General features: G+C 73.2%; 11 protein-coding genes. 8 read left to right on the forward strand and 3 right to left on the reverse strand.

Going from position 1 to position 11,987, the window contains the following annotated elements; genetic code table 11:
* The first annotated feature begins 5 nt into the window (after positions 1–5).
* The 8 genes from ABKA17_RS38250 to ABKA17_RS38285 all read left to right on the forward strand — a co-directional run bounded on the left by ABKA17_RS38250 (position 6) and on the right by ABKA17_RS38285 (position 8,882).
* Positions 6–1,760, forward strand: coding sequence for a hypothetical protein (locus tag ABKA17_RS38250; protein ID WP_353696983.1), 1,755 nt, complete (start codon positions 6–8; stop codon positions 1,758–1,760).
* 50 nt (positions 1,761–1,810) lie between these two features.
* Complete coding sequence (locus ABKA17_RS38255) at positions 1,811–2,986, forward strand: ATP-grasp domain-containing protein (RefSeq protein WP_353696984.1); 1,176 nt, start codon at positions 1,811–1,813, stop codon at positions 2,984–2,986.
* Positions 2,987–2,992: 6 nt separating this feature from the next.
* Positions 2,993–3,787: a gamma-glutamyl-gamma-aminobutyrate hydrolase family protein gene (locus ABKA17_RS38260; protein WP_353696985.1), complete on the forward strand. Its 795-nt coding sequence runs from the start codon at positions 2,993–2,995 to the stop codon at positions 3,785–3,787.
* On the forward strand, positions 3,781–4,602 hold the full coding sequence (locus ABKA17_RS38265) for a hypothetical protein (protein WP_353696986.1): 822 nt from the start codon (positions 3,781–3,783) through the stop codon (positions 4,600–4,602). The genes ABKA17_RS38260 and ABKA17_RS38265 overlap by 7 nt, the downstream gene beginning before the upstream one ends.
* A 1-nt stretch (position 4,603) precedes the next feature.
* Positions 4,604–5,653, forward strand: coding sequence for a hypothetical protein (locus ABKA17_RS38270; RefSeq protein WP_353696987.1), 1,050 nt, complete (start codon positions 4,604–4,606; stop codon positions 5,651–5,653).
* The gene (locus ABKA17_RS38275; protein ID WP_353696988.1) at positions 5,650–6,324 is read left to right on the forward strand and encodes a hypothetical protein; all 675 of its coding nucleotides are present in this window, start codon (positions 5,650–5,652) and stop codon (positions 6,322–6,324) included. Before ABKA17_RS38270 ends, ABKA17_RS38275 begins: the two co-directional genes overlap by 4 nt.
* A 70-nt stretch (positions 6,325–6,394) precedes the next feature.
* Entirely contained in the window at positions 6,395–7,039 is a 645-nt protein-coding gene (locus tag ABKA17_RS38280) for a class I SAM-dependent DNA methyltransferase (protein WP_353697215.1), read from the forward strand.
* Positions 7,040–7,286: 247 nt separating this feature from the next.
* Positions 7,287–8,882: a SpoIIE family protein phosphatase gene (locus ABKA17_RS38285; RefSeq protein WP_502994517.1), complete on the forward strand. Its 1,596-nt coding sequence runs from the start codon at positions 7,287–7,289 to the stop codon at positions 8,880–8,882.
* Here the strand turns inward: ABKA17_RS38285 and ABKA17_RS38290 are convergent.
* From ABKA17_RS38290 to ABKA17_RS38300, 3 genes are all read right to left on the reverse strand, one after another.
* Positions 8,856–9,014, reverse strand: coding sequence for a hypothetical protein (locus ABKA17_RS38290; protein ID WP_353696990.1), 159 nt, complete (start codon positions 9,012–9,014; stop codon positions 8,856–8,858). The two genes, ABKA17_RS38285 and ABKA17_RS38290, sit on opposite strands and share 27 nt — an antisense overlap.
* Positions 9,015–9,110: 96 nt before the next feature.
* A complete protein-coding gene (locus tag ABKA17_RS38295; protein WP_353696991.1) occupies positions 9,111–10,088 on the reverse strand; it encodes an Lrp/AsnC family transcriptional regulator in 978 nt (325 codons plus the stop codon).
* Between the two features lie 122 nt (positions 10,089–10,210).
* Positions 10,211–11,749, reverse strand: a complete 1,539-nt coding sequence (locus ABKA17_RS38300) for an MFS transporter (protein ID WP_353697216.1) — start codon at positions 11,747–11,749, stop codon at positions 10,211–10,213.
* Between the last annotated feature and the right edge of the window lie 238 nt (positions 11,750–11,987).

Here is an 11,987-nt window from a genome sequence, read left to right on the forward strand (position 1 = left end):
TTACGTTGGGTCTCCTTCGTACAGAGGGATTCACGAAGCTTCTGGAGCTCGTCGCGGAGGAGTCCGACACGTTGGAGTCGGCGTACACCGCGGCCCTGCACGCCGCGACCCTCGGCGGCCGGCTGAAGGCCGAGGTGGGCCTCGGCGCCCTGAGCGCAGGCGAGTCGCTCGCCCTCGCCGAGCTGCGGGACATCGGCGCGCGCCGTCATCTCCCCCTGGTGCGGGACGCCATGGGCGAGCGCATGGTGCTGACCGGCACCGGACGGTTGCGCATCCTCAGGGACGGCGAGCCGGCACCGGACGGCGTCCTGGAGATCGGCCGCGTCGACTGGGCCGGCCGGCGCCCCGCCGATCTCGACCGGCGCTGGGACGAGCTGCGGCAGGCGGAGGAGGCCGAGTCGAGGGAGCTGCACGCCTGGCTGCGCGCGGCCCCGCCCGGCACCGTGGACACCATGGTCGCGGACCTGCGCCGGACCCTCACCCATGTCGGACCCATGCGCGTCCACATCGGCGAACACTGCTACACCAACCTCGGCCGGGAGCACAGCAATCTGGTGGGCAAGTCGGTCCCGGCCGGCTCCGAGCAGTGCCGCCTCAACGGGATCGACGGCGTTCCGGTCGCCTCCTGGTCGGCCCACGACGCCGCCTTCGTCGTCTGCATGTCGGCCCTCATCGCCTCCGGAACCCCGTCCAGGACCGAGGAGTTCAGCGGCACCCAGCTGACCCCCGGCCGCCTGGAGACCTTCATACGCGCCAAGATCGCTTCCTACGACGGCGAGGTGCCCGCCGGGACGGCACAACTGCCGCTCGTGGAACGGCTCTTCGCGCTCGCGGAGCACGCCAGGCGACTGCGTCCCGGCAAGCTCGAACGCGGGCCGCAGATCTACCGCACGGTCCAGGCCATGACGATCAACAAGCAGGAGCACTTCCTCGACCGCCCGGTGACCGCGGCCGATCTGCCGGCCGCCTTCGCCGCGAAGGTGACGGAGCTGCTGCCTGCGGCGGACCTCGACCGTCCCGATCGACTCACCGCCGCCTGGGCGCTGTTGATGCCCGCGCTGCACGGCCCCGCGACCGGCTCCGCGTTCAGCACCGGCCTCGAGGAAGTGATCCACGACCTGGTCGAGACCGGTACGGAGAGCACCGGCTCCCATGTCGGCATGTCCCGCGGCCCCCGCGACCTCACCACGCTGTCCGCGCTCATCGCCGCCGGCAGCCCCGACCCCGGGCACTGGAAGACCAGCGACTACTACTGCTGTGTGGTCCCCGCCGAGGGCTTCACCCGGCGCTTCGACCGGGCCCCGGAGGAACTGCCACAGGTCGTCAGGGCCATCGCCGCCCGGATGCGCTGGAACGGCTGGCACTTCATGCCGCACGCCGGCGGCGTGAGCGACCACCCGAGCTTCGACAACCGTGACTGGTTCTACGCTCCCACCATGCCCGACATGACCGAGTGGACGTCTCACCATCACCAGGGCCATGTCGCCAACGGGGTCCGGCACGCCATCCGGGTGCCCCTGGGCCTGACCCTGGCCGGCGCGCACCGGCCGGGGCTGCACGACTTCCGGCTGATGCGCACCGACGGTGACGTGTACGGCGTCCCGGAGCTGCGCGCGGCCATCGCCATCGGCCGGGTGCTGCAGAGCCTGTACCAGGCGCACGCCGACCGCTCGGAGCGGACCGGACCCGCCCTCGTCGTCTCGGACTTCGGCAACACCTGGTACCAGCGGCGCCACGCACCCGCGGCGGCCACGCTGTGACCTCCTCCTCCCGACTCCTGCCCTCACCCACTCCCCAGGAAGGCCCTCCTATGTCCCCCGACCGTTCCGTCCTCCATCTCGGCCTGCGCCGCTCCCCTCTGGAGTGGCGGCCCGAGATCGACGCCGCCGCGGAGCTGGGCCACGCCGTGTACGTGCACTCCGACACCGGCCTCGGCCATCTCGGGCTGCCCGAGGAGCGGACCGCCGCCTTCACCCGGGCGGAGTCCGCCGAGGACGTGGCGGCCCGCGCCCTGCGCCAGGCCGAGGCCGGCGGGCACCGGCCCGCGGCGGTGCTGTGCTGGGGCGACCGGTACGTGGACGTCGCCGCCAAGGTGTCGCAGGCGCTCGGCCTGCGCGGGCCCTCGGTCGCCGCGGCCGCCGTGTGCCTCGACAAGGCGGCGCAGCGCCGGGCGCTGGAACCGCACGGCCTCAACCCCCGCTGGCGCACCGGAACCACGGCCGACGAGCTCAAGGCCGCGGTCGGGGAGCTCGGGCTGCCCCTGATCTTCAAGCTCGCGCACTCCTCGGGCGGCCGTGGCTCCGCGGTCGTCGACGCGGACACCGAGCCCGCGGAGCTGATCAAGCTGACGTCCCTCAACTACGAGGACTCCGCGGCCTTCCTGGTCGAGGAGCTCGTCGAGGGCAGCGAGCACTCGGTCTCCGGGCTGGTGCACGACGGCGAGGTGGTGATCCTCGCCGTGTCCGACAAGTACCTGGCGCCCGGGGAGCTCCGTACGACCACCACGGTCGTGCCCTCCGCGCTGACCCCGGAGCGGCTCGCCCGGGTGCACGAGGCGGCCGAGCGCGCGGTACGCGCCGTGGGCATCGCGACCGGCGGCTTCCATGTGGACCTGCGCTACGCGGCCGAGGGGCCCGTGGTGCTGGAGATCGGCGCACGGCTCGGTGGCGATCTGATCAACTCCCATCTCGTGCCGCTCGCCACCGACGGCGCGGCACAGCCGTACCGCGCCCTCGTCGAGACCCTGGTGGACGGTGAACTGCCCACCCCCGCCCCCTTCGTGACCACCGCGGCGATGCATCTGCTGCCGGTGCGGGCCGACGCCGACCTCCCGGCGGTGCTGTCCCGGCTCGCGGACCACCCGGCGGTGCGGGTCGCCGCCGAGTGGCCCTCCCCCGAGGACGAGGTCGTCGTGGTGGTGACGGCGCCGGACCCGGACGCGATCCCGGCGATCCTGGACGACCTCCGGCTGCGGACGGGACGGTAGGCCCGCGTGCCGGACCCCGTGAACCTCCCGAACCCGCCGGAACTCCCCGTCGTCGGTGTCCTGGCCTGCCGCAAGCGGCGTGCCAACGGGACCAGTTACTCCAGGGTCAACGACGTCCTCGCCGACAGCCTGCTGCGGTACGCGCGCGTGCTGCCGCTCGTCATCCCGCCCGACGAGGCCGCCGTCGGGGCTCTGGACGACCTGGACGGTCTGGTCCTGCCCGGCAGCGGCTCGTTCGTGCACCCCCGTTTCCTCGGGGACGCCGGCGCGGCGCGGGAGGGACGCGAGTACGACCCCGACCGGGACGCCGCCGCGCTGGCGCTGCTGCGGCACGCCCGGACCCTGCCGGACCTGCCGGTGCTCGGCAGTTGCCGGGGCATGCAGGAGATCGGGGTGTCGGCCGGGGCGGCGCTGCGGGACACCGAGGGCGCGGAGGCAGCCGTGCACCGCTTCGTTCCGGATCCCGCCGCGGGCGGTGACCGCTGGGCGGACGCGCACCCGGTGGACATCCGGCCGGGCGGACTGCTCGCCGGTCTCCCGGGGGCGTTCGCCGGGACCTCGGTGCCGGTCAACTCCCAGCACTCCCAGGTCGTCCACGCGCTCCCGGCGGACGTACACGTGGAGGCGCTGGCGCCCGACGGCGTGATCGAGGCCCTCAGTGTCGATCACCCCGCGCGGTATGTCCTCGGTATCCAGTGGCACTTCGAGCAGCACACCGGGGACAGCGCGCTGAACCGGACCATCCTGGAATCCTTCGGGCGGCAGTGCCGTCTGCGCAGAGAGAAGAGAAAGACGTGCTGAACCTGTCCCGGCCGTTCCTCGACTCCGTGGCCGAGCAGGCGCTCGGCGCCGTCGGCGACCCGGCGGACGGCCTGCTGTTCGTCGCGGGCTCGGTCGTCGACGGACTGGCCAACCGCAGCTCCGACCTGGACGTCTACTTCCTGGGCGGCGACGGCGCCATGGTCCTCGGCGCCGACACCACCGTCCGCAGGGGCGAGAAGAGCGGCACCATCGGCGAGCTGGAGGGCCGTGAGGTGAGCCTGTCGATCCTGGAGCCCGCCGGGATCGAGGAGTTGACGCGCTCCTTCCAGGAATGCCTGGCGGCGCTGTCCGAGGGCGGCGGGATCGTCCAGCTGGAGAGCCCGAACGATCTGAAGGTGCTGCACCGCATCCGTACCGGGGTGCCGCTGCGCGGCGCCGAGCAGTTGGAGAAGCTGCGGGCGGCGACGGGCACCCACCGGCTGGCCGAGTACCACGTCAACGTCCAGGCGGTGGCCGCCGTCAACCGGCTCGCCGATGTCGAGGGGGAGCTCGCCGAGGGCAACGACTCCTCGGCGTACTGGATGTTCCGGGAGGCCGTCGCCCATCTCGCCCGGCTGGTGCTGGCCCTGCACGGGGAGACCAACCCGGCGCCCAAGTGGCTGGTCCGGCTGCTGGAGCGGGGCGGTCCCGACCCTCGACTGCGGTCCCGTCTCGCGCAGTTGCTGACGGAGTACGAGGAGGATCTGCCGGCCGCGGTCGCCGAGGTCAAGGAGCTGGTGCGGATCACGGTCGACCTCGCTCCCGGCACGGTCGCCGGTCCGTATGTGCGGCGCGTGATCCGGAAGTTGGGCTGACATGACCGTGGTTCTCGACCTTCCCGGTCCGGCCCTGCACGAGATACCGGAGGCACTGGTCCCGCGGGAGCCCCGGCTGGGCGGCGCGGCGGTGCCCGTGCCCGCGGCCCGGCTGGCGGCGCTGGCCAGTACCGGGACGGTGCTCCTCGGCCGCAGTCCGGACGACAGGCACCTCAGGGAGTTCCGGGCGTCGGTGGTCGCCGAGGCCCGGGACCTGTTCCGGGTGCCGGACGGGCACACCCTCACCGTCGTCGCGGCCCGTCCGGCCCGGCTGTGCCGGCTCACCGCCGCCGAGCCCTGGGCGTCGGGTCTGGCGGTGACGGGCGACGGACCGCGCGCCGCCGCCTGGCGCGCCGCCGCGACGACCGGGCGGGAGACCGACGCCCCGGCCCCCTTCGCCGTGGTGGCGGACGAGGACCCTCGCTGGTGGGATCGCCTCGCCGCGGTCCCGGCCGGCACCTGGCGGGCCGCCGAGCTCAGCGGCACCGCCGAGGTGCTCACCGGGCGCGGCGTCCGCGACACCGACGTCGCGTTCCTGTGTCCGAGCGGCCTGCTCGGCGTCGGCACAGGCCTCACCGTGGCCGTCCTGTCGCCGCGTGCCGCGTCGGCCTCACCGGGGCTGGCTCGCGCGCTCGACGCGGCCGGTGCCGCGGTCGGCACCGGTGACCTGGTGATGTTCGCGCACGCGGTGCGGGCCATGGCCGAGAGCGACCCCGAGAGCGACGCCGCCGACCGTGCGGCCCGCCGCACCCTGGTCGCCGGCTGGGCGGCCACCCGCGACTGGGTCACCGCCCCCGCGGCCCGGGTCGGCGACACGCTGACGGTCCGCCTGGTCACCGGCCTGCCGCCGGCCACCGTCGCCGGGCTCGGCCGGTATCTGGAGGCCGCGCATCTGGCGTACGGCCTGACGGATCCCGCCGACCCGCAGGCCCTGCGCATCGGCCTGTACGACTCCCTGCGGCTCGCCGACATCGAGCGCCTGCTCGGTCTGCTCGACTTCCTCGTGGCCCGCCTGCCCCACACCACGCACCCCGTTCAGGAGGGACGATGATCCCCCGCTCCGACGCCCTCATGATCCTCAAGCCGGATGTGCTCGGCGGCCCGTACGCCGAGTGCCCCCGCCCGGTCGCCAGGGACGCCGTACGCGGACTGGTCGACGTGTACACCGGGCGGCCGCCCGCGCCGTACGAGGTGGCGACGTCCGGTGGCGCCGTCGGCTGGGCCCGGCGCAACGTGGACCGCAAGACCGCGGCACGCGGCTGGTACGACAAGGAGCTGCGGTCCGGGCCGGAACACCTGGACCGGCTGAGCGCCCTCGCGTGCTCCCCCGAGCTGGCCGGAGGCGGCCGCGCGCAGACGGCCGGGCTGATCCTGCGGATGGTGGACGCGCTCGGCTTCACCGTCGTCGAACGCGCCCGCCGCCGCTTCACGCACCGCGACGTCCTCGGCCTCTACGCGTACAACACCCACTACACCCGCCTCGCCGGCGACCTGACCGCCTACCTGTCCGGCGCGGAGGGGGAGATCCTGCTGCTCGCGGGGGACGAGAACCTCAGCAGCCTGCACATCCTCAAGGAGGTGGTCCGCCGCGTGGTCCGCTATCCGACCACCCACTACGACGCCCTGGAGAACCTGCTGCACGTCTCCGACCCCGGGGCGACGGACTGGACGTACTTCGAGGGAACCCTGACGCGGCGCCCACCCCACCTCGCCCAAATGTGAAAAAATTACCCGTACGCCATCGAAGGAGATCCTCGTGAGCAGCGCTGCCGACGGACCCGGTTACGGGAGCATGCGGCTCGACCGCACCGGCCAGGCCGAGGCCTTCGACGCCATCGGCGACCGCTACGACGAGGCCTTTCCGCACAAGGAGGGTCAGGTCGCGTCCGCCGAGTGGCTCGTCAAGTCCCTGCCCGCCGGGTCCCGGGTGCTGGACCTGGGCTGCGGCACCGGGATCCCGACGGCGAGCCGGCTGGCGGAGGGGGGCCTGGAAGTCGTCGGGATCGACCTGTCGGACAAGATGGTCGCGCTCGCCCAGGGACATGTGCCCACCGGCACCTTCCACCGGGCGGACATCGCGGACCTGCGGCCGGGCGGCCCACGCGACCTGGGCCGTTTCGACGCGGTGGCGGCCTTCTTCGCCCTGCTCATGCTGCCGCGCGCCGAGATCCCGCTCGCCCTGCGGACCGTCCACCACCTGCTCGTGCCCGGCGGCCTCTTCGCGCTGTCGATGGTGGAGGCCGATGTGGACGACTTCTCGATCCCGTTCATCGGCAGCACCATCCGGGTCTCGGGCTACCTCCGCGAGGAGCTGCGCGAGGTCGTGGAGGCGGCGGGCTTCGACATCGTCGAGGAGTCCTCGTACTCGTACGCCCCGTCCTCCGTGGACGTCCCGCCCGAGGTGCAGATCTTCCTGCGCTGCCGACGGCGTAGCTGACCGCTCCAGATCAGCCCGCTGTGTGCGGGCCCGCACGGCCGGAGGGACACGCGTGACGAAGCAGCTCGGAGCCGATGGCGGCGCCGGCGGCCGGCCGGCCGGCGCACCCGGGCCCGCCGCCGCCCCGCCCCGGCCGGAGCGCCCCGCGCCGCCCTCCGAGGCACCCGCCGGACGGCCGATCGCCTCCGAGCCGCAGACCGACAGGCTCCGCTATCTCGACGCCGCGACCCGGCAGATCGCCCGCGGCATGAACCTCGACGAGACCCTGGGCGAACTGTGCCGGGCGGCCGTCCCGGCCTTCGCCGACACCGCGTTCGTCCATCTGTACGCGCCGCTCCCGGTGGGCGACGAGGGCACCACCGACCCCGGTGTCCTGCGGCTGCACACCACGGCCCCGGCCACGGACGCCGCCACCGTCCAGGCGGCCGAGGCCGTACGGCCGGCCGGCGACGGTCTGCTCGTCAAGCTGCTCCAGGCCGGGCGACCGGTGTTCGGGAACACTCCGGGCCTGCGGTCCGTGGTGGCCGAGCTGCTCGGGGTGGCGAACCGGCCGGGCGCGGTGCCACCCGGGCGACGGCTGATCATCGCTCCCCTGCACGGCCGCAGCCATGTCATGGGCAGCGTCGTCCTCATCCGCTCCCCCGGCCGCCCGGACTTCACCTACGACGACCTGCTCGTCGCCTCCCAGCTCGCCACCCACACCGCGCTCGGCATCCACAAGGCGGTGCTGTACGCGCGTGAAGCGGCCGTGGCGGACACCTTGCAGCGCACCATGCTCCCGCCGTCCCTGCCCGAGCCGACCGGAGTCGTGCTGGCCAGCCGCTATCTGCCGGCCTCGCGGACCGCGCAGGTCGGCGGCGACTGGTACGACGCGATCCCGCTGCCCGGCAACCGGGTCGCGCTGGTCATCGGCGACGTGATGGGCCACTCCATGACGTCGGCCGCGATCATGGGCCAGCTGCGCACCATCGTGCAGACCCTGGCCGGGCTGGACCTCTCCCCCGACGAGATCCTGCACCACCTCGACGAGCAGGCGGAACGGCTGGGCAGCGAGCACACGGCGACCTGCCTGTACGCCATGTACGACCCCGTGCTGCACCGGCTGCTGATGTCCAACGCCGGCCATCTGCCGCCCGTGCTCCTGCATCCCGACGGCAGCACCGAGGTCGTACAGGTGCCGCCCGGGGCGCCGATCGGCGTCGGCAGCGGTGGCTTCGAGTCCGTCGAGCTGCACGCCCCGGTCGGGGCGACCCTGCTGCTGTACACCGACGGTCTGGTGGAGTCCCGCGACTCGGACGTGCTGACCGGGGTGGACCGGCTCTGCGCGCGGCTGGGCGGGGGCGCCCCGGATCCGGGCTTGGAAGAGCTGTGCGACCAGGCGCTCGGCACGCTCGGGGCGGGTGACCGGGACGACGACATCGCGCTGCTCGCCGCCCGGTTCGAGGGCATCCTGCCGGACACCGTCGCGTACTGGTACCTGGCTCCGCGTCCGCAGACCGCGGGACAGGCCCGCCGGCTGACCCGCCGCACACTGCGTCAATGGGGCCTGGATTCCCTGCTGGAGTCCACCGAGCTCCTGGTCAGCGAGGTGGTGGCGAACGCCGTACGGTTCGCCGGCCGGCCGATCACCCTGCGGCTGCTGCGCACGGACGTGCTGCGCTGCGAGGTCGAGGACGACTCGACGGTGGTACCGAGGATGCGGCACGCCCGCCTGAGCGACGAGGGCGGCCGGGGCCTGTTCCTGGTCGACCAGCTCGCGGAGCGCTGGGGGGCGACCAGGGTGAGCACCGGAAAGGTGGTCTGGTTCGAACTGCCGCTAGTCGGCGGCCGGGACCTCGACTGACTCCACGTCGGCGGGTGCGGTGTTCCCACTCTCGTCCCCGCTCTCGTCCTCACGCTGCTTCTTCAGGGCCAGTTCCTTGGCCGTCTTCTCCGAGTGCAGTCGCATCTCGGCCTCGGTCCGCAGGTCGAACATCATTACCTCCTCGTCGCTTGAAGCTTCAACATTAGCGGTCGCTAAGGCCCGAGTCACCGTCATATCGACGCCCCACACAGGTTGTCGACACGGCGTTCACCTGGGCGACGGCTCGTAGGTCAGCTGCTTGACCTGGCGCAGCGTGAGGGTCGTCTCCACCGACTGCACGCCGTCCAGGGCGCCGACCCTCTCGCTCAGGTAGGTGTAGAGCTCGGCGGTGCCCCGGCAGCGGACGGCGGCCACCAGATTGGCCTGTCCGGTGACCGCAGCGGCGAAGCCGATCTCGGGGTGCTGGGCCAGCGCCCTGCCGATGCGGTCGAGCGCCGCGGGTGCCACGGTCAGCCAGAGCATCGCGCTGAGGCCGTGACCGAGAGACTCGTTGTCGTGCTGGACGTCGAAGTACAGCACTCCGAGGGAGCGCAGCCGCTCCACGCGCCGCTTGACGGCGGACTCCGACTGGCCGGTGGCGTCCTGGAGTTCGCTGTACGCGGCCCGGCCGTCCCGGCGCAGGACCGTCACCAAGGCCTCGTCGGCGGCGTCGAGGGAGACAGGGGCGTCGGAAGGCTCCACCGGCGGCGGGCGCAGCGCCTCCTCCTCGTCCGCGTCGAGCGCCTGGACCTTGCTGATCCACCCGAGCGCGCCGCCGTAGAAGGTGTGGAGCATGCAGTGCGCGCTGACGGAGACGACCCGGGGCGTGCGCTGGAGGCGGTCGAAGAGGAGCTCGTCGCGGTCCTTCCGGCTGCGGGGCTTCATCGCGCACAGCACCTCGGTACCGCCCGAGATGAGGTCGATGTAGGAGGTGTCGGGGCGCCGCGCCAGGGCGTTCGCCAGCTGCTCGGCCACATCGGGGGTGCAGCGCATCCGGACGATCCAGGAGGTACGGCCGAGTCTGCTCTCGTCGACCAGGCCGAGCACACGCATGCCGGCGGTGGTGCGCAGCCGCCGGAAACGGCGCGCGACGGTCTGGTCGGACACGCCGAGCACCTCGCCGATACGGCTGAACGGCGCCCGTCCGTCGAGCTGGAGGGCCTGCATCAGCTTCAGGTCCAGCGCGTCCAGCGGCCGGGGGTCCACGATGGCCCTCCTTGGTCGGGGGTGGTCGATCGACGGTACGGCGCCTCACACGGCCGCGGGCCGAGGCCCGCCCCTCGTGTCGAGGGGCCCGGGACCGTCGTAAGCGGTCCCGGGCCCCGGCGTCACTCGGCCGCGCCGCTGCCCACCGGCACCGTCGACGCGGCGGAACCGCCCGCGACCACGGACGCCGTGCGCTTCGGCCCGCGCAGCAGCAGGGCCCCCACCGCGGCGGCGAGCAGCGTCAGGACGGCCGCGACGACCAGGCACAGGTGCAACCCGTCCAGGAAGGCCTCGGACAGCGCGCCCAGGACCCGGGCGGTGTCCGCGCCGAGGTCGAGCCCGCCGACCGCGCCGATGCCGTCGTGCTCGGCGACCGCGGTGACGTGCTGGACGGTCGGCCCGTCCAGACCGGCGGCGGCGAGGTGGCCGGGCAGCGCGTCGACGGCCCGGGTCGACAGCAGCGCGCCCAGGATCGCGGGGCCGAGGGCGCCGCCGACCTGGCGGAAGGCGTTGTTGCCGGCGGCGGCCATCCCGGCCTGTTGGAAGGGCACGGAGGCGACGGCGGTCGCGGTCATCGGCGTGACGACGAACGCCAGGCCGAGACCGAGCAGCGCCAGCCGCCAGGCCAGCGATCCGAAGGAGGTGTCCGCGTCGATGTCCGTGAGAGAGAGCAGGGCGCCCGAGGTGACCAGCAGCCCGCCGGGGATGAGCAACCGGGGGGAGACGCGGTGCATGAGCCGGCCGACGGGGGCGCCGAGCACCAGCGGGACCATGGACACCATCAGCAGCCGCCAGGCCGCGTCGAGCGTGGAGAGCCGCTGGACCATGCCGAAGTAGAGGCTGAGGGCGAAGAAGAAGCCGATCAGGCCGAGGAAGCTGATCATGGCGATCAGGGTGGTGGCGGTGAAAGCCGGGCTGCGGAAGAGCGTCAGGTCCAGCATCGGGCTGCCGGCGGCTCGCTCCAGCAGGACGAACGCGACAGCACCGACCAGGGCGGTGGACAGGGCGACCATCACCTTCGGGTCGGTGAAGGAGGTGGCGCCGCCCTCGATGATCCCGTAGACGAGTGCGGTGATCGCCAACGCCGCGGTGATCTGGCCGGGCCAGTCGAGGCGGCGGGAGCCGGGCGCGCGGGAGTCGGTGAGCAGCTTCGCGGCGCAGGCCATGGCCAGCAGGGAGGCGGGAATCGGCAGGAGGTAGATCCAGCGCCAGGCGAAGTGCTCCAGGAGGGTGCCGGAGATGATCGGCCCCAGCGCGAGGGCGGCCATGAGGGAGGTCGCCCACAGGCCGATGAACTTTCCGCGTTCGCGTGGGTCCGGAACGGCGTGGCTGATCAGCGCGAGGGTGGTGGGCAGCAGCGCGGCCGAGCCCAGCCCGGCGAGGGCCTGACCGGCCCAGACGACCTGGACGGAGCCCGCGCACAGAGCGACGAGCGCGCCCAGGGCACTGAGGGCGAGTCCGGCCTGGTAGACCCTCTTGCGGCCGTGGACGTCGCCGAAGACGCCCGCCGTGAGGATGAGGGCGGCCATGGGCAGGACGAACGCGTCGGAGACCCAGGACAGTTGGGCCGTGGAGGCGCCCAGGGCCCGCTGGATCGCGGGCAGGCTCACCGAGACGGTGGTCACCGGCAGATAGGCGACGAACACGCCGACGCAGGCCATGACGAGCGTGGCGGCGCGGCCGTCCCGCGGCGGACGCGCCGTGGTCTTGGCATTCACTGAGGCTTCTCCTTGCGGCGCCGCAATGGCGCTGGGGTGTGACTGGCGTCGAACACCTTCGGTCCGCCGATCCCGCGACACCAGCCACTGCCCGCCGGACCCCGGATATCCGACATCCGCGCCCGGGTTTCGCCGAATGTCCGACACCCCTCCCGCCCTCGGAAACACCTGGGTGATCACG

This window comes from Streptomyces sp. RG80 (genome assembly GCF_040446465.1).
Lineage (GTDB): Bacteria > Actinomycetota > Actinomycetes > Streptomycetales > Streptomycetaceae > Streptomyces.

Coding starts and splice junctions, on each gene's coding strand:
- ABKA17_RS38285 (WP_502994517.1), top strand. CDS start 7,287: ATGAACCTCGACGAGACCCTGGGCGAACTGTGCCGGGCGGCCGTCCCG.
- ABKA17_RS38290 (WP_353696990.1), bottom strand. CDS start 9,014: ATGTTCGACCTGCGGACCGAGGCCGAGATGCGACTGCACTCGGAGAAG.
- ABKA17_RS38270 (WP_353696987.1), top strand. CDS start 4,604: ATGACCGTGGTTCTCGACCTTCCCGGTCCGGCCCTGCACGAGATACCG.
- ABKA17_RS38275 (WP_353696988.1), top strand. CDS start 5,650: ATGATCCCCCGCTCCGACGCCCTCATGATCCTCAAGCCGGATGTGCTC.
- ABKA17_RS38255 (WP_353696984.1), top strand. CDS start 1,811: ATGTCCCCCGACCGTTCCGTCCTCCATCTCGGCCTGCGCCGCTCCCCT.
- ABKA17_RS38300 (WP_353697216.1), bottom strand. CDS start 11,749: ATGGCCTGCGTCGGCGTGTTCGTCGCCTATCTGCCGGTGACCACCGTC.
- ABKA17_RS38280 (WP_353697215.1), top strand. CDS start 6,395: ATGCGGCTCGACCGCACCGGCCAGGCCGAGGCCTTCGACGCCATCGGC.